This is a genomic window from Photobacterium angustum (assembly GCF_003026365.1).
In the GTDB taxonomy this organism is placed as follows: domain Bacteria; phylum Pseudomonadota; class Gammaproteobacteria; order Enterobacterales; family Vibrionaceae; genus Photobacterium; species Photobacterium angustum.
Genome location: NZ_PYOM01000026.1, coordinates 1 through 18,196 on the forward strand (window position 1 = coordinate 1; position 18,196 = coordinate 18,196).

General features: G+C 35.0%; 19 protein-coding genes. 5 read left to right on the plus strand and 14 right to left on the minus strand.

Annotation, left to right across the window (positions count from 1 at the left end; genetic code table 11):
- Positions 1–475, plus strand: a 475-nt coding sequence (locus CTN01_RS22830; protein WP_211317086.1) for a hypothetical protein, incomplete at its 5' end; no start/stop codon positions are given.
- A gap of 628 nt (positions 476–1,103) precedes the next feature.
- Here CTN01_RS22830 and CTN01_RS20530 read toward each other — a convergent pair.
- The 9 genes from CTN01_RS20530 to fliB all read right to left on the minus strand — a co-directional run bounded on the left by CTN01_RS20530 (position 1,104) and on the right by fliB (position 8,419).
- Positions 1,104–1,535 (minus strand): hypothetical protein, encoded by a 432-nt coding sequence (locus tag CTN01_RS20530; protein WP_045147290.1) that lies wholly within the window; start codon positions 1,533–1,535, stop codon positions 1,104–1,106.
- Positions 1,525–1,926 carry a hypothetical protein gene (locus tag CTN01_RS20535; RefSeq protein WP_045147288.1) on the minus strand — a complete coding sequence of 134 codons (402 nt, stop codon included), beginning with the start codon at positions 1,924–1,926 and terminating at the stop codon, positions 1,525–1,527. The genes CTN01_RS20530 and CTN01_RS20535 overlap by 11 nt, the downstream gene beginning before the upstream one ends.
- Before the next feature lie 253 nt (positions 1,927–2,179).
- On the minus strand, positions 2,180–2,395 hold the full coding sequence (locus tag CTN01_RS22700; RefSeq protein ID WP_146150436.1) for a hypothetical protein: 216 nt from the start codon (positions 2,393–2,395) through the stop codon (positions 2,180–2,182).
- Positions 2,396–2,623: 228 nt separating this feature from the next.
- Positions 2,624–3,193 carry an outer membrane beta-barrel protein gene (locus CTN01_RS20540; protein WP_045147285.1) on the minus strand — a complete coding sequence of 190 codons (570 nt, stop codon included), beginning with the start codon at positions 3,191–3,193 and terminating at the stop codon, positions 2,624–2,626.
- Between the two features lie 303 nt (positions 3,194–3,496).
- The gene (locus CTN01_RS20545; protein ID WP_045147283.1) at positions 3,497–4,825 is read right to left on the minus strand and encodes an MATE family efflux transporter; all 1,329 of its coding nucleotides are present in this window, start codon (positions 4,823–4,825) and stop codon (positions 3,497–3,499) included.
- A gap of 112 nt (positions 4,826–4,937) precedes the next feature.
- Positions 4,938–5,579: a hypothetical protein gene (locus CTN01_RS20550; RefSeq protein ID WP_244155944.1), complete on the minus strand. Its 642-nt coding sequence runs from the start codon at positions 5,577–5,579 to the stop codon at positions 4,938–4,940.
- A 190-nt stretch (positions 5,580–5,769) separates the two neighbouring features.
- Complete coding sequence (gene msrQ / locus CTN01_RS20555; RefSeq protein ID WP_045147281.1) at positions 5,770–6,435, minus strand: protein-methionine-sulfoxide reductase heme-binding subunit MsrQ; 666 nt, start codon at positions 6,433–6,435, stop codon at positions 5,770–5,772.
- Between the two features lie 2 nt (positions 6,436–6,437).
- Positions 6,438–7,451, minus strand: coding sequence for a protein-methionine-sulfoxide reductase catalytic subunit MsrP (gene msrP, locus CTN01_RS20560; protein ID WP_045147279.1), 1,014 nt, complete (start codon positions 7,449–7,451; stop codon positions 6,438–6,440).
- A gap of 104 nt (positions 7,452–7,555) precedes the next feature.
- Positions 7,556–8,419, minus strand: a complete 864-nt coding sequence (gene fliB / locus CTN01_RS20565; protein ID WP_244155961.1) for a flagellin lysine-N-methylase — start codon at positions 8,417–8,419, stop codon at positions 7,556–7,558.
- A gap of 525 nt (positions 8,420–8,944) precedes the next feature.
- Here fliB and CTN01_RS20570 point away from each other — a divergent pair.
- The 3 genes from CTN01_RS20570 to CTN01_RS20580 all read left to right on the plus strand — a co-directional run bounded on the left by CTN01_RS20570 (position 8,945) and on the right by CTN01_RS20580 (position 11,876).
- Positions 8,945–9,421 (plus strand): hypothetical protein, encoded by a 477-nt coding sequence (locus CTN01_RS20570; RefSeq protein WP_045147277.1) that lies wholly within the window; start codon positions 8,945–8,947, stop codon positions 9,419–9,421.
- A 92-nt stretch (positions 9,422–9,513) separates the two neighbouring features.
- A complete protein-coding gene (locus tag CTN01_RS20575; RefSeq protein ID WP_045147275.1) occupies positions 9,514–10,647 on the plus strand; it encodes an acyl-CoA desaturase in 1,134 nt (377 codons plus the stop codon).
- 326 nt (positions 10,648–10,973) lie between these two features.
- The gene (locus CTN01_RS20580; protein WP_045147273.1) at positions 10,974–11,876 is read left to right on the plus strand and encodes a L,D-transpeptidase family protein; all 903 of its coding nucleotides are present in this window, start codon (positions 10,974–10,976) and stop codon (positions 11,874–11,876) included.
- A 451-nt stretch (positions 11,877–12,327) separates the two neighbouring features.
- Here CTN01_RS20580 and CTN01_RS20585 read toward each other — a convergent pair whose 3' ends face one another.
- From CTN01_RS20585 to CTN01_RS20605, 5 genes are all read right to left on the minus strand, one after another.
- Entirely contained in the window at positions 12,328–12,588 is a 261-nt protein-coding gene (locus tag CTN01_RS20585) for an Lpp/OprI family alanine-zipper lipoprotein (protein ID WP_005365039.1), read from the minus strand.
- 449 nt (positions 12,589–13,037) lie between these two features.
- Positions 13,038–13,634 (minus strand): SCO family protein, encoded by a 597-nt coding sequence (locus CTN01_RS20590; RefSeq protein WP_045147272.1) that lies wholly within the window; start codon positions 13,632–13,634, stop codon positions 13,038–13,040.
- Between the two features lie 171 nt (positions 13,635–13,805).
- The gene (locus CTN01_RS20595) at positions 13,806–14,726 is read right to left on the minus strand and encodes a polyprenyl-phosphate transporter (RefSeq protein WP_045147271.1); all 921 of its coding nucleotides are present in this window, start codon (positions 14,724–14,726) and stop codon (positions 13,806–13,808) included.
- Positions 14,727–14,885: 159 nt separating this feature from the next.
- Positions 14,886–15,551 (minus strand): hypothetical protein, encoded by a 666-nt coding sequence (locus tag CTN01_RS20600; protein ID WP_045147269.1) that lies wholly within the window; start codon positions 15,549–15,551, stop codon positions 14,886–14,888.
- A gap of 487 nt (positions 15,552–16,038) precedes the next feature.
- Positions 16,039–16,992 carry a chemotaxis protein CheV gene (locus CTN01_RS20605; RefSeq protein WP_045147266.1) on the minus strand — a complete coding sequence of 318 codons (954 nt, stop codon included), beginning with the start codon at positions 16,990–16,992 and terminating at the stop codon, positions 16,039–16,041.
- Between the two features lie 631 nt (positions 16,993–17,623).
- On the opposite strand from CTN01_RS20605, the gene CTN01_RS20610 reads away from it, so the two are divergent.
- Entirely contained in the window at positions 17,624–18,052 is a 429-nt protein-coding gene (locus tag CTN01_RS20610) for a hypothetical protein (protein WP_045147264.1), read from the plus strand.
- Positions 18,053–18,196: the final 144 nt, after the last annotated feature.

The window sequence follows — 18,196 nt, forward strand, 5'->3', positions numbered from 1 at the left end:
GAGATATAGTTTGAAAACAATAACTTTTTTTATTTTTTCTGTTTGTGTTTTTTTCTACTCAAATTATGTGACCTTAGACCATTATGGTAAAGATGGTGTGTTTATATCTAAACTTCATGTCCACTCACAATCAAAAGGTTTATGGAATTCATTAATCAAATTGACTTTTGATCATGGTAATTACACGTCAGATGTTTACTTAGAGGGAAGCGGTATAGATGAAATGGCTATATTCCGTGATAAAGGTAAAATTTTAAACTATGAGAATGGGTATTATACTCTTTACTCTGACGTAGAAATATTGCAACAGGCTAAAGTTATTAACTTAAAAGAAGCAGAGTTATATACAAGACTGCTTTTTTCTTCAAAGCAAAACTTTAGTTATAAAAGTAAAATTATTTATGAAGATAGAAATATTTTTATACTTGAAATAGGTAAAAACAAACATATTCACATGTTTATTAGGCAAGAGTAGATTTTCCTTTAATCAACTTATCTTTAAAACATTACTCATTAGTGTGTATAAATATTGATTTGTAGCCTTATTTCATGTGAAGTAAAAATTAAACGATATCTCATTTTTAATAACTATATATTATTCAGTGTGAGGTGTTTAATAGCAATTACCTTAGCAACGACTAAAAGAAAAAAAGGATAATTTTAGGTTCTGTCACAATCTTTAAGTTATTAAGTTAAGGTTTACTTAATTTCTATTAACAATACCGAACGTTAAACTTTACAGGCTGCTACTTTCCTTTTGAAGTTATTCTTTAAACCATAGGTTATTAACTCACCTATAAACTATGTCATTATGAAATTGATAGATTTAGAGTTTAGCGTGGTGTAGTTGAGGATCACGCAACCATTTATCGTTAGGTTATCAAATTTACCCCGTATTAGAGTAAAAAGCGCGATTTAGAAAGGAGCATATATCTGGTTCGTGACCACTGGATGAAACTTAAATGAATAAGAAATATGGACAATGTTGAAGCGAGAGCTGATAGGTGTAGAAGGTCAGACTACTTTTGAATGATCTTATGCTCTCGCAGAATAATTATATCTGGAGTATTGTCTGTTACACCTATAGTTTTTTTGCTATAGAACTAACCATCGACGTTGTCTTCGGTTCGCTTTTTAGCCGAGTTTTCTGAAGTATACAAAGTTACGCCTATTCCCATAAATATAGCCATAACAGCAAACCCAGAAATGTAGTCTCTAAAAATGTCTAAATTGCTAATATTTAATACATCTAACAGTTTAGGCGAACCTTTAACAGAGAGTATTGAGATAACAAGCATTATATTAATTGTACATCCTATGAAAAGAGTAATAGCAGAAGAAACCTTCCAGTTAGAACCTCTATAAAATGCTAAGCCAATTAAATGAAAGATAAATAAAGGAATACTAAGGATTCCTAACATAATAAACTTATTAATTTCAATGACAGGAAAATCAAAAAAGGCTATAAAACCTAATATAAATACAAAAAATCCAGATACGATAAAGAAAATTATTCCTATCCCATTACGAATCATAGATTAGTCTCTCGTGACCATTAGAAAAAAATTCATTTGCTTTTCGTCTAAATAGAAATAAAGTAACTATTAAAAAGAAGACCAAGCTTGGAATCATTAGTGCTTTTGCGGGAGCAGTTGATAGCCCAATAATTAGTGATATGATTGACCATCCAACATACATTGTTCTTCCTCTTTTTTTTGCTTTTAGCATTAGAACAGCAGAAAGTAAGGTGATTAAGTGGCCTAGAATCATGAATATATATTGCAAGATCAGAGGCATGCTGCTTAACTCCATCACTTTAATTACTTCTGGGTTATCATAACTTAATGTAGTAGACGTTATAGCTATCAGGTTTATAATAATTAGAAAAAAACTGATAATAGTTATAGACTTTGGACGGCTTTTCATTTCTTCTCCTTTGAGCCAATACAGCGCTTTAGTACAAACTAATCCCTAGGTTTGTTCAAGCCGTATCTTATTAAAAATAAATGTCTTCTTCCGCTAATTAATAGATTCTAAACGTATGGCACGAAAAAAGATTAAACAATAATAAAAGGCAATATTAATTGCCTTTATTTATAATACCTAAATATCAATATATTATTTAACTTTTTTCGTTTTGCAGTGACCATGACGACACATGGTCTTTTTCAAAACCTTATTACCAAATTACTTTTTCTTTTTTTGTTGTTTTACAGTGACCATGATAGCACTTAGTCTTTTTCACAACCTTATTACCCCAACGATTATATTTAACTACTTTTCTTACATGCCCGTGATGTGAAATTTCTACTCTTTTATATGGTCTAGCACTTGAAAGTGGAGCACAACCCATTAAAGAAATTGAAAAAATAGCTAATATTAATGTCTTTTTCATATATATACTAAGTCATATTTTATAAATTTAACTTTGATTATTTTGATTTTTACAACAAATCAAAGCAGGTAAATGAGCCTGTTGCTCTCTTAGTATTACTAGAAATAAATACGAAATATTAGAGCTCATGTTAACGACCCATTTCGTCAAAGAGGCTACGATTTATTTAGAGGAAAAGCCATTAGGTTCCTTTCTAATGGCTTTTGAGAGCTGACTCGTTATATATTTTTAGAAGTGGTAGGATACACTTGTTAAGAAGGTTGCTTCACCATCCATCTTAGCTTCTGAATAATCATCCTTAGCTTTTTGATCTTTCCATGAGTAAGCTAACTGAGTGCCAAGTGTCCAGTTATCAATATTATACTCAAGTCCTGTCTGTAAACCATACAGCATACCGTTAAGGTCATCACCATCTTTATACCACTGGTAACCTGCATGAGCACCACCAGTAAGATTAATATTATTTGTTAATCCATAAACATAATCATATTGTGCCTGTAAAGTATCAACGTCAGTCTTAGCATCATCACTATCATCTCCTTTAGCTTGAATTTCGCCGTGAGTGTAGCCCATTGTTAAACGATGATGATCGTTGATAGTTGCACCACCATGAACGCCATAAACAGCATTGGTTTTAAAATCAGTTGTATATTTTGTGGTTTCGGTTACTTTTGCTTTTCCTCCAAAATTAACACCAGCATCTACACCAGCAAAATAATCAACCTTTGCTTCTGCGTGGGCAGCTGTTACTGCAAATGCTGATACTAGGATTGCTACAGGGGTTAGAATTTTTTTCATTCTTGTTCACTCATAATTATTTAAATTTAATGCGCTCCAAATGCAGAGGTTACTGTAAAGGATTCGGAAAAGTAACGCGTGCCTTTGGAACGAGAGACAGAATAATACGGAATAATTGGAATGCTAAGTGAATAGGGGTGATAAGTAGGGATGAAATATAAAGCTTTAGTATTCATATGGTTGTGTTGTTTTTTTTATTTATTTTTGTTTTTATTTTAGTTTTTTTCCTTGCTACTATGCGGCGGTAATCATCTTGCAATAGAAAGCGGTAGTGATGTTAAATAAAAACTACCGTGCTAACGGTTAAATCTTCCTGATTTTAATAATCATCCAACTGGTTAGAAGTAAACTACAAAAAGGTAATGCGACCCATACACCGTCAACGCCAAAAATGTGCGCGAAGGTAAAGATAAAAATAGAGATCAGGATTAACTTACCACCCGTCAATATAGATGCTTCTTTTGCCATATTAATTGATTGGAAGTAGGTCGCACCAATAAGTAATAACCCTTCGAAAGGTAACCCCCAGAAATAAAGATGCACACCGTTTATAGCAACTGGTTGAAGCAGTTGATTATCACCTGCAAATAAATACACGACATAATCGGGTAAACTATAGAGGGTTGTGACGCCAATAAGTGCGACAGTAAGAATAACGGCAAAAGCAAGGTTTCGTGCTTTGATCACACGATTTTTTAAACCAGCACCTGTATTAAAACTGGTGATCGGTTGTGTGCCTAATGCAATGCCTTCGAAAATTAAATAGAAGAAAGCCTCCGTGTAGCTCACGATGCCGTAGGCTGCGACATGAATCGGTTTACCGACCATTAAGAAAGCTTTGTTGTGCAAAATCAGTACGACAGAAAGGTACATGTACATGAGTAAACTTGATGTTCCGAGTTTTAATATTTGTAAACAGGTATCAAGTTTAAGTTTTAGGCTGTCCCAATGAATTCGTAGTGTCGATTTATCGCTAAAGAAATGTTGTAAACATAATATGCTGGTGGCGGCTTGAGATAGCATTGTGGCAATGGCTGCGCCTGTTAATCCCCAGGGGATCACCACAATAAATAGCCAGTCTAAGAAGATATTCAGCAGGCCACCGAAAATCATGATGTACGTTACACGTTTCGGTTGTCCATCATTACGTAATAGTGATGAAAATGCCATTGAGATGATGGCAAAGAAACCCATACTGAAGTACCAGAAGAGGTAATCTTCAGCCATTGATAGGATTTTTCCCTCAGCGCCAACCCATTGCAGTATATCAGTGCCTAATGTGACTCCTAATCCACAAATAATCATTGCAGCAATTAGGCATAAGCTGAATGCATTACCAACAATTTTTCTCGCTTCGTCTGTTTTATCTTCCCCTAGTTTTATCGAAACTAATGCCGATGCACCCATACCAATAAGAGCACCTATGGCGTAAAGAATGGAGCCAATCGGATAGCCAAGCATTATTGCTGCAAGCCCGTCTTCACCAATAAAGTGACCAACAAACATACCATCGACAGCCACATAAATGCCTGTGACCAACATGGCAGCGATTGTTGGGAGTGTATAACGCCAAAATAAACGAAAAATAGAATCATCACGTAATGATAACGGTTGAGAGGAAGAGACTGACATAAGAACATTCCGTGTATGGTGATAGAAGATATCACACTAAAAACCGATTAAGTTACATCATAGTTATTCGGTTAAATTAAAATTTTGGCGCATTTTTAATCGGAATGGTGAGTTAGTCAATCTTATAAATTGCAGTTAAGAAGATATAACGTAAAACAGGGGATTGGTTATCATGACGAACAAAAGGATGTTTAATAGACATACTGCCATTTATTAAATGAAAGCGTTGTTTTACCGATTCTGTAAAACTGCTCTCACTGTATTGAAGCTTGATTCCTGTTGCAGCATATTCAAGATGATTTTCAGGTAATTTACCAAGCCACCAAGCGGGGAGTTCCTTACTTGCTTTACTGCGATCAAACCAGTGATCTGCAATCACCATTAGGTAGTGTTCACCATTAGTAGAAAAGTTACGTTGTACTTGCTCAATGGTACTAAGTAATGCATCTCTACGGGCTTTATTGGCACTAATGAAGTGATGAGCAATCACCCAGATATAAGACTGTTCGTGCTGTAGGCAATAGATAACTTGCGATGTATGTTGGCTTTTGTCTATGTGGATAATTTTGACGGGTGTATTTTGTTGTGCAAAATCAGTTGCAATACGGCGGCAAAGCGCTTTAGCTAAATGATCTTCTTGCATGCCTCGGCTATGAATCGTTGGGTAGTGTTGCTCACATAACAACATGCAATCATGAGCAAATTCTTCAACGCTCGTTGTTAAAATATCACTAAACAAATGAATGGCCTTCATGAAATAACATATACAACAACTAAAGATGTAAGAATTTTATCGTAGCATAAAACTCTGCAATGTCATGTAATACTTGAAGTTTTAATGATATATATAAAGTAGATAAAAAAAGACCTGTACCAATTGGGATTTAGGTACAGGTTACTAGACAGTGAAAAGCATTCACTAAAATTAATAGGTGTTGTGTGGATTAATTTGATGTCGTCGTTTTCTGACCTCTGTTGACACCAATGTGAGCTAATCCACGTTTAAATTTGTCTCTGCGACTTAATAAAAGAAAGCTTGCAATAAAGATATAGATGACCGGCTCGGTAATGCCAGATTTGACAGACCATAAATAATGAATTGGGCTCAATATTAAAGCAAGGTATACCCAGTTATGAAATTTTTGCCAGCGTGCTCCCAATATACGTTGTAACTTCTGAGTAGAAGTCAAGGTCAATAATAATAAAATTAGCCAGCTAATTGCGCCAATAGCTAAATACGGACGTTGAGTGATTTCTTCACCGACTAAAGCCCAATCAAAACCCAGGTCAAGCGAGACATAAACACTCAAGTGTAGCAATGCCCAAAAAAAGCTATATAAACCCAATACTCTCCGTGTTTTTACCAAAACCCCTTGTTTTAAGAACATAGCAATAGGGCTAATAAGTAATGTTATAAATAGTGTATTCAAGGCCGCTTTTCCGGTGAAATGTTCAATGTCCTTAACTGGATCGGCACCAAAACCACCATTGAATGTTTGCAAAACTAATACAATAAGAAAGAATAAGCTAACGGCATGAATTATTACTTTAAGCCAAGTAATATGTTTAGGTTTTAGCTTTAAAAAACGCTTCTTTCTTTGAGATTTCATTATTAGTAGTTCCTTTTTAGATCCATGCCGTTATACAAACTCGCAACAGCATCCGCATAACCGTTAAACATAGTGGTAGGCTGACGTCGACTACTGAATATATTACCTTCTCCAATAAAGCGTTCACTGGCTTGACTCCAACGAGGATGATCGACTGTTGGGTTTACATTGGCATAAAAGCCATATTCATCAGGCGCTAACATGTTCCATGTTGTTGGTGGCTGTTTGCCCGTTAAAGTAATGCGAACAATCGATTTAATGCTTTTGAAGCCATATTTCCAAGGTACGACTAAACGGAGTGGAGCGCCATTCTGTGGTGGGAGAGTTTTACCATATAATCCAACAGATATTAGTGTAAGAGGGGGTAGCGCTTCATCAAGCCGTAACCCTTCTACGTAAGGATAATCTATGCTGCCACCTAATGAGCGAGACGCTTGTCCAGGCATTTGCTTTGGATCATAGAGGGTCTGAAATGCGACATATTTCGCGCGACTAGTAGGATCGGCACGTTTAATAATATCGCTTAAGCTAAACCCAATCCACGGAACATTCATAGACCATGCTTCAACACAACGTAATCTGTAAATTCGCTCTTCTAATGGAAATAAAGAAAATAAGTCATCATAGTTGAGCGTTAAAGGCTTATTAACAAGGCCGTCAATATTTATTTGCCAAGTATTGGTAACGAACTTTTCAGCCCGAATAGCTGGTGATGATTTATCCGTACCAAACTCATAAAAATTATTATATTGAGTGATCTTATTTTCCGGTGTGAGTGACAGACTCGGATCAGATAACGGTGATTTTACAGTAGAAAGTGGACGACGGTTATCAATGGTTTTCTGATCGTCATTTGAGAACACATCAAATATACCTGCCGTTGCATTTGAGGCTAACGGAAGACTTGTTGCTGCAATACCTAACTTTTTTAAAATATCGCGGCGTTGATGATAAATGGACTCTGGTGTGACATCATTTTCACTTAAATCCCATTTGTTTGTTCTCTTAATTAGCATAACGTTCCTATTATAATAATGTGTATAGGTAAGTAGACCTACCTATATCCAATTATCTTTCACAGACTCGTTAAAATTTTCAAATTAAATGTAAAAAACGATAATTATTGTGTTTTGATTAGCATTAGTGAAAATAGAGACTCATCTGTATTTGCTTGATTTCTTATATTTTTGATGTTTTTGACGAAATCTTTGTTGTGGCTACGAATACGATGATAGGTCTGTACTACAAGGATCACATCGTCATCATTCAGTGGACGCATAGAAGCAAGGGCTGATAAAGCACACCTTATGATAAAAATATCAGTAATTAAATCATTAAAAACATCTTGCATTGACTCTGCTGGGAAGTCATTTAGATAAAACACATAGATAATATAGTTAATCCATACATGACTATTTTTTTCAAAGTAATCACGGTAATGGGTGTTAAAACCATGTTGTAGGATAGTATTTTGTTTATCACTGTCACCGTTGGCTAAGCTTAATGCTTCAATTAATTGTTGATGCAAAGAATTAAAACGGTTGTAAGCTACTTTAAAGCTACGTGTTGACTCTAGGTTTACACGGAAATTAAAAAACTGAATCAGTAAACCTGCATATATATCTGCAGATGTACGTTGTTCTAAGAAGAGTTTTTCAAAATTATTGTTGTTAATCTTTTCACAACATAATAGAAGGCGTTTATGTAACTCCTCCATATTGTTTTTATGAGGCTCAAGTAGTCGTAATGTCATTCCAATATAGAAAAGACGCTGCTCTAAGCTGATATTATTAATAAATAGGATATCAACGACAAATTGCTGCACCTCTGAGTACCAATTTGGACGAGTATAGTTATTAGCTTTAAATGCATCATCTGTGGTGTTTTCTTGATGAAATTGCATTGATGCTGGATTTAGGAGTATTTGTCTTGCTGCCTCAGGGCATGAGAGCGATAAATTATGCTCTTTTTTGTTACCACGAATAGTAGAGGTACGTGGGTATGATTAACATGTCTGCGATAGACGCTTATGCCCATGTTCTTTATGAACTTCGCATAAACCCGTTTCTTCTCTGAAAGGGCATACACCATCGTTATTTAGTTTGATTTTGCATAATAAGGCGAAGTATCACCTTTTGTCCTCATGATTGCATCTGCAGATTTAACCTTTAGCGCACTTTTTTGTGTCATAAATTGATAGGTTTATCTATCAATAGATATATCCCAACTGTGACAGCAGTGATCTTCGCATTTATCAGCAATGCACGAAAAGTTATTGATGTATTCTGGGGTGATTATCGCTCTCATAATGTTTATTGAAATCAAATAAGATAAGTATCGATCATGTTATTGGCAATTCACGTTGATGCAATAACTAATCGCTTATAATGATACTATTTTCACAGATAAAAAAAATAGTTCCAAAGGTTATCATTTTCAACTAACAACTTTTTAATTCGTTACGATGTAAAATGATGTAAATAAATCATTTTGAATAGAGTACTTAAACATGAGTCGCCAATTTAATGCTGATCTTGAACTACAGCATATCTATATTGAAGTGCATGCTGAACGTTATCATCACCTAAAAGCATTTATAGAAGCGTATTACTGTTTTACTAATGGTGCCGTCACTAGGCAAGATAAACCTGATTGGCAAGCAATTTTAGATATAGGTATTCGAACAACAAATGCAGCTAAGATCATGGATCGTAAATTGCTTATTAGAGATATGTTAGTGCCGTTATCTGTAATAATTGGCTATATGAAAGCAATGGTAAGAGATGATGTTTTGACTATTGAAGGCTTGCGTAATCTATTAAATGAGCAATTGCAGTATGTAGTAATGACACGTGAAGAATATGCTTATTTATCAAAGCAAGGGCTACGAGATGCAATGCCGATAAGCTTTTACCAGCGAGAGCATAAACACTATAAGCAGATTTCAGCGCGTTATGATGTGGCAGGTATCACATTAGTCGAGTAGGTCGTATGAAAATGCAGCGTATCTATTGATAGTCGTAAATAGCGCATATATTCTGGCTTACATGTGTACGCTGAATGTAGAGTGATTATAGGATGACAACTCAACAGCAAAAACCCCCTGTACTTTGGTTAAATGTCGCAGTGTTTAGTGTGACGTTACTGGTTGCGATAATTGGTGTTCCGCTTTATGCGTACCAATATGGTTTCGATTGGACACAAATATTAATGTTGGTTGTAGCATTTAGCTTTTGTGGTATGTCCATAACTGCGGGATATCACCGTTTATGGTCACATAAAACTTATCAAGCTAATGCATTGCTCCGCTTCATTTTTGCAATTGGCGGTGCATTTGCTTTGCAAAATAGTATTTTGCATTGGTCTTCAGATCATCGTATTCATCACCGCCATGTTGATAATAATGATAAAGATCCTTATTCGGCGAAAAAAGGTTTCTTTTATAGTCATATTGGCTGGATGTTACGTGATTACCAAGCGAGTCGATACCATGACTACGACAATTGCCGTGATTTACAAAAAGATAGAATAGTAATGTGGCAGCATAAATATTATTTATTGTTGGCGATTGGTACTAATTTCGGTATTCCATTAGCTTTTGGGTTGATTCATGGTGATATTTGGGGGGCATTATTGCTTGTTGGTTTTCTTCGATTAGTACTAAGCCACCATACGACGTTTTTCATCAATTCATTGGCACATATTTGGGGTTCTCAGCCTTATACTGATAGAAATACCGCCCGTGATAACGGATTTTTGGCTTTTTTGACTTTTGGTGAGGGCTATCATAACTATCACCATATTTTTGAAAACGACTATAGAAATGGTATTTGCTGGTGGCAATTTGACCCAACTAAATGGTTGATTAAGGTATGTTCGTGGATAGGTTGGACAAGAAATTTGAAAGTTACGCCAGCTGACCGAATTGAAAAAACCAAAGCAAAAATGCAATTTAAACGAATTCAACAACAGTTGAGTAAGATGCCGAACAATGTTGCAAGGCTAACGCAGCTTCAACAAGAGTATGAAGCTTTGATTGCTAAAATTTCAGATTATTATCAAGCAAAAAAGTATTTACTTGATATGGAGAAGCAAAAGATAGCCGATAGCTATGATAATTTTGAATTTATTCAGCAATATAAATCAATGCAAATCAGACTAGAGCAACAACGGCGTGCATGGAAAGGTTTGATGCAGCAATATACCACGTAGCTTGCCAAGCCCTGTAGTATTGAAACTGTAATTAAAGAGTTGTTAAGTTTACCGTAACCTAACAGCTCTTTTTTTGTATTAACGGTATAGTAGTATAGATATAATTGATTTTACTATTATTCGCATAGTTAAGTTATGTAACTGATTGATTAAAATAATTTGCTTAATCTAAAACATAATGCTCGCTAGTAGAAATTGCTTATATAAAGTACTATGGATTGTAGAGATTTGTTTATAGTTTGTATTAGAAATTAATACTGACTATGCAACAAAATGTTTGGGTTTGTTGCAAATAGACTCAGGAATTTATTAACGGAGACGTCGTTTTGTACCGCGCATTGCTTCTTTCACTTACTTGTTTGGTATCTTCTGCTGTAAATGCAATTGAATATCAATTACCAACCGATGGTAGTAATATCGTTGGCACACCTAACTATTATGAAGTACAAAAAGGGGATAGTCTTTCTGACATTGCCAATAAGTATAACGTTGGTTTTTTAGGCATGATGGCTGCGAATAAAGGTATTGATCCTTTTCTTCCTGCTCCTGGACGTTTGCTTCAGGTGCCAACCAAGGTTGTATTACCAGATGTTGCCCATAAGGGGATAGTGGTCAACCTTGCGGAACTTCGTTTGTATTACTTTCCAAAAGACGATGCATCAAAAGTTTATATCTTCCCTATTGGTATCGGTCGAGTTGGACGTGAAACCCCAAGTATGACAACAAGTATCAATGAAAAAGTGAAGAATCCAACGTGGACACCTCCAGCTTCTATTCGTAAAGAACATGCTGCAAGGGGAGATATTCTTCCTGCAGTTGTACCTGCTGGTCCTGATAATCCATTAGGTGACTATAAAATGCGTTTAGCTTATGGTCATGGAGAATATCTAATTCACGGTACTAACAAAGATTTTGGTATTGGTATGCGCGTTAGTGGTGGCTGTATTCGTATGAACCCATGGGATGTTGAGTGGTTATTCCCACACGTTGCGTTAGGCACACAAGTTCGCATTATTAATCAACCAGTAAAGTATTCAGTTGAACCTAACGGACAGATCGTTGTTGAAGTTCATGCGCCATTATCGAAAGATGAATCACAAATGGGTGAAAAGAAAGTGGTAACAGCGCCAGCAAAACTGATTGATGATTTGAATTACAACAATGATGCTTATCAGGTACTCACCAAGGCATTAGATAATCAAACTGGTATTCCTGTTGTTTTAAATTAATTATATTTGAAATGATATTAAACGAGAGCCTATGCTCTCGTTTTTTTTATCTAAATATTGTGTGTAATAACGTTGGTAATGGATTTGATGGTTTGTATGAATATTTGTATTAATAGCTGGAATAAAGTGCTATAGAAGCTTTAAAAGCCTTATTATTTGATAAAGTATATTTATATAAGTATTCGAATTAAGTGTATTTAAAATTAACTTATCAACCGTAAGCTCGTCTCTATCTACTCAAATTGAAGTTAATAAATGGTAAGGTGAAATTGTCAAAAGGGGATTTTTCTAATTTCAGAATAGGGAATTGAATGCTTGATAGAGGCAATTATCGGTAATTATTAAAAGAGGTGTGATTGATGCTGTGAATGAATCTATTGGTCTTTATTTTGATAAAAAAAGAGATGGCTTATAAAAAGCCATCTCCTTAAAGTATTTAAGCTAAGACAAATTACTTAGTGTAAGAACCAGCAATGTTGTCGATACGCTTGTTAGCACGCATAGCTTCTTGGTAAGCCGCGTCTGATGCTGCACGAGAGTCGTTTACAGCGCTAACGATTTGGTCTTGTTGACCTTGTAGTGCACTTACTTGCTCAGCTAAAGTGTCTACTTTGTTAGTAAGAGTTTGCATTTGGTCTGCGTCAGTGCTTGAACAACCTACTAGAGATGCAGATAGTAGAAGACCAGCTAAGATAGTTACAGTACGTTTCATTTTTTATAAATCTCCATATTGATTTTGCCACTACAACTGAGTGTGAAAGTTTGAGTTGGCAAATTCATTATGGCATAACTTCTTAAAATTGCTCATTAATTTTTTTCGCACAGTTCAAAAAAATCACGTTAATATCGAGTTTTTGGTTAAAAAATAAACAATTATGACATTAAATTTTCATACCGTTTTAGTGACTAACTATGCGTAATCCCGCTTGTAATAAGGGCTGGCGCTATATTTATGACTTCAAATAAACTAATAGGTCAGGTTTATGTAAAAAAATTTTATTAACAAAAAATGGAATACAACAGACGAATAAATGAACGAAAATGCAAATAAAAAATGAGAGTAGCTTCACATGTTTTTTTGATTATCGATTTCGTATATTAGTATTTAAATATCACCTGATAAGTGCTTTGTTGCATATTTTACTGAGAAGTTTATCATTATTATGCATTGGGCACACTTTTAATGATGTCTGGAATTATTGAAATCAGTGGCGCAGGGTTGTGCAGGTGTGGCACTTTTTCGATAAGCTCACCGTTAGGTAATAAGATGTAAAAGTAAGAGTTGTGATCGATCACGTATTCAAGGGCTGAATCATTTAAATCTGTCCGTATGTAAAGTACACCGTATTTCTCAGCGAGTTCTTTTGTTTGTTCTTGTGTTCCTGTCATACCCGAAATAGATGAGTGGAAGTGTTTTGCATAGTTAGCCGTTTTTACTGCAGTATCTCGCTCTGGATCTAAAGTAATAAATATTGGCCAGATTTTTTTGAGTTGCTCTGCAGGAATTTGTTTCAAGGCTGCAGACATAACTGCTAATGATGTTGGACATACATCAGGGCATTGAGTGAAGCCAAAATAAACTAAACGTATTCTTGGATCTTCGGGATTATAGAGGTCAACGGCCTGGTTGCCTGATTCTAGAATATTAAGAGGGTAATGAGGCTCTATAGCGAGTGATGGGTCGCGGCTATCAAGTATATAGCTTGTTGTTAGTCCTGCGATTAATGCGATGGCTAGAATAACCCATTGGTATTTCATTTGTTTATCCTTAAACAAGTTAATCGTACAACTGTGATTATGCTTTTAGCTATCTTATAAGTGTAGGTATGTTTAATACTTTTGTGAGGTAAGTTTATGCCTGTTCTAGATATGCTATTAATAAAAAAGGCAACCAAATGGCTGCCTTCTTCAATGAGCTTTACGGATAAATTATTTTTGCTCAGTTGCTGCAAACTTTTCTAATCCCCAAACAACCAGAATACCTAGAACCATTGCACCAATAGCGTATCCGATCAGTGCGGGTTGCCCAGTAACTTGCTCGAAATTTAATGGTGATAAGTTATGTTCAAGTAATGGTACTTGTTCACCATGTGAATTTACACGCCAGCTCACCACTTCTTTCCAAGGCCAGATCTTGCTTAATGTGCCGATCATTAAACCAGTTAAGAACGTTAGTGCAATATCACGGTAGTTACGAAGAACCCATGATAAGAAGTGTGAAAAAGATAATAGCCCTACAACACAACCTATTGCGAAAAGACCAAGCGTAACAACATCAATAGATTTAGCAGCCGCAAGGATCGGTGCATACATGCCTAGTAGGAGTAATATGAAGCTTCCAGATATTCCTGGTAAAATCATGGCACAAATTGCAATAGCACCTGCAATGAGGACGTTGATAGGTGTTGGCTCCATTGCGACAGGGTGAAGGACGGTAATCCCATAAGCAAATACAGCGCCGATAACAATGGCAATAAATCTATTAATCGACCATTTTTCCACTTGTTTGAACATATGAATCACAGAGATAATAATCAAACCAAAGAAAAATGACCATAATGGAATTGGATGGGTTTCTAGCATCCAAGTAATTAGTTTAGCGAAGGTAAAAATACTGGTTAAAATACCGGCAAATAAACAGATCAAAAAAGTACCGTTGATATGTTCAAATGCTCCTTTAAGCCCTTCTTTCCGAATGATGCCAATAAGCGATGGGTTAATACGACGGATGCTCTCAAGTAACGTGTCGTAAATACCAGTGATAAAGGCGATAGTGCCACCAGAAACCCCAGGGACAACATCTGCAGCCCCCATAGCCATGCCTTTTAGAAAGGTGAAAAGTTTAGTCATTAGATTATGTATCTCTATGATAGCCAAAAACATTTGGTGCATTATATAAGTAATGAGAAAGATACTACCATAAATCTTGCTTTTAATATCTTGGGATATTTGTAACAAAAGCATGATTGATAGTAATAAATATAGTGACGTGAAATTTTTGATTAGTTGTTATAAAGCAGCAAGTTTGCCTTTCTTTACACTCTTAGCGAAATCAGCAAAGCGTTCACATGGTTTCTGATGGAAGGTGAAATTTGCTTGATTATTACCAATAATATCAAGCAATAAGAGTTCTGCTTGATATTTTGCATCTAATAGTTGATCATTATTAAAATAACTAAGTACAGGTGAAATAAGACTTTTATCTACTTTTTGTAAAGAATAATAGCATTGGTTTATTGCGATATTATCGTTAAATAACTCCAAAGCTTGAAAGCTAGTTTTGATTTGCTCTTGTGAGTGTAATAACCGTAGGAGTTTATCCCAGCGTTCTGCAGCTAAAATTCCCATTGCTACATACTCTGAACGTTGGTAGCTTTTTAAAAGCATACGCTCATAGTCATCTCTAATACCATTAGCATTAATATCTGAACCGAATAATTCACCATGGACGGCTGTGTCTGGCATTGTATAAGGACGAGGCACTTGATGGCTGCTGACATTTTTTTCAGCTAAGATTTCAAGTGATCTAAATTGGTTAAGAGGCAGATCAACATTATGTTGTGTGATTTTTTCAAGAGATAATTTTATTACTCGAGGTATATCTTCGTCTGCTTTTGCAGTCGAGGCAGAAAAATATGAAAAAAATAATAAAGACATAGTGAATATTTTTTTCATATGATGGTTCTTTGTTTCCATTCATTGTATATATAATTAATCATTACGCTATTTTATATGAAGAGCAAATTTATCTTAATGAAAATGAGATCGTAAGATAATAAAAGAATGGTAGTTGTAATCATTACTATTAAAATTCACGCTTCCGGTCACATTCCTCTATAAATCACTTTAAAAACATGATTCTACGATGACATGAAAAGACAGCTCTTATGTTCAGCTTCGATTTAGTTTTGAACTCTATACTGTATCTAGAAATTAAGAGTAGATAATCATCAAATTATCTAATTAAAGATATTTATTCATATAGTATCGTAATATAGGAATGATATGCCAGAGCACATATTCGAAGTGTTATTAGTTATAGCTGCAATAGTTATTGCATTAAGTGTATTTTTAATAGCTGTTACAAATTATGCTTAGCTCTCTATTAAAAAGTAATAACACAAAACAATGTGTTAAAAAGGTTGATAGAGAGTCTAAACAATTACGGGTTTTGCTCTGCTAGTTTTTCCATCATTCGGTTATGTACAACTTCAACAATCAAATCGGGTTGGAACTTTGAGATAAATTTATTGCATCCTACTTTCACTGTCATTGCTTCATTGAAACTTCCACTCAATGAGGTATTGAGTGTAATGTATAAGTTTGACATGCGAGGATCGTGACGAATTTTATGAGTAAGTCGATAGCCATCCATCTCAGGCATTTCTGCATCAGTAAACATCATCAATATTTCATCGGTTACGGTTTTACCTTCATTGCACCATTGATCTAGTAAGTTATAGGCTTGCTGGCCATTGTTTGCTTCAAATACTTCGATGCCAATTTGAGCGAGTGTTGACTTAATTTGATTACGTGCAGTAGGGGAGTCATCAACAATGAGAATTTTATGCCCTTGTAGGTGTTGACTTATATCTCTGTTCAATAATTCGTCAGAAATTTTAATATTGTAATCAATAATATTCGCGAGTACCTTTTCAACATCTATAATACCGACAAGTTGTTTTTGGTTATCACGATGTATTTCACAAATAGCTGTAAGGTAATTATTCTTGCCTACTTGATCGGGTGGTGGCTGAATATCTTTCCATGTCATGTTGACGATATTCATTACTTGTCCGACTAAAAAAGCCTGCACCGAACCATTATATTCAGTCACTATTAGGTTACTAAGTTCATTAATACCGGTTTCTTTCATACCTATTGAGGTTCGAAGATCGATAACAGGGATTGATACGCCACGAATAGATGCCACCCCTTTAACATTTATATGAGATCCAGGGAGGGAATTAAGGTGAGGCACTTTAACAACTTCACGGACTTTGAATACGTTGATAGCAAATAGTTGTTGGCTTTTCAGCCTAAAGATAAGTAGCTCGAGCCTGTTTTCTCCAACTAATTGGGTTCGCTGATTAACACTGTCAAGAATTGTTGCCATGTTTAACCGTCCTTAGTTAGAGTGATTGGCTTACTGACTAATTAAAGTCTATCGACAGATAAAAAGATTTATTGAATGAAATAAAGAGTAAGGAATGAAGTTTAATGTTAAACAGTGAGCTAACTCTTAATTTTATGATTGTTAGTTGAGGGTGTGACAGTATTAATTTGCTTATGATGATCATACTGCTCGTTGCTTGAACGCGATGTAGATTAAAGTTACAACAAAAACAGCAACAAAAAGGGTTAAAATTAACCATTTATTTATATTGATAAAAACTAAGCTCTATTTTTAAAACTTTGGATGATTAAGCTCATATTCTGTGATGTTAGACCTATTGCAATAGTGTTTTCATCTAACTATCAACTCATTTCCTGTAAGATCCTCTAAATATAGAGTTGAAATAAGAATTTTACTTATTTATCAATAAATTAACAATTGATAACTGTATTAGTATAGTCCCCTTTATTTTCAAAGCGTTAAGTGCTTATTGTTTGTTATTTAACAATTAATATATAGGTCTTTCAAAAATGAAATCTTTCAATTCATATATACATGTTGCGTTTAAAATGAGAAAATATACCCAGTAGCAATATTTATGATTTTTCGCTTCACAATTGGATAGGCAAATATGAAACTAGCATTGATTTTTTTACTGTCATCTATCGGTGGTGTTTTATCTGGTGACCATTTTCATTCATTTGCTGCCGGCTTTGGTATTGCAGCCGTTTCTGTGGGAACAGCATATTGGTTAGCATTTCGTTCAACGCGCTACCCGCAATTAGCATTATTATTGTTGTTAGTGGGAATGATGGCTAAATTAGCCATTACGATTGCAGGCGTTATGTGGGGATTAAAAGCTGAAGTTATTAACTCACCGTTTGTGTTCTCGTTATCTTACTTATTCTTCTCTATTGTCGTTACATATGGCTATTTCAAACTAAGAGAGTTTCAAATGTCTATTGCTGCGAAGCGTGTTGTTCTCAATACTCAGCAGGTAGAAATAGTTGAAAATAACAATAAATCGTCAAGACACTTATCTCAACTCTCTCCTAATTAATTATAAAGTTTAGATAGTGCGATAATTGCTCAATAAAAAGGCCAAGTCAGAGAATGACTTGGCCTTTTTATTTTCAAGCAGCTTACAGATACGTATTCAACCAATAGCTACAGATTACCGTTAGATAGAAGTAACAAAAAATCC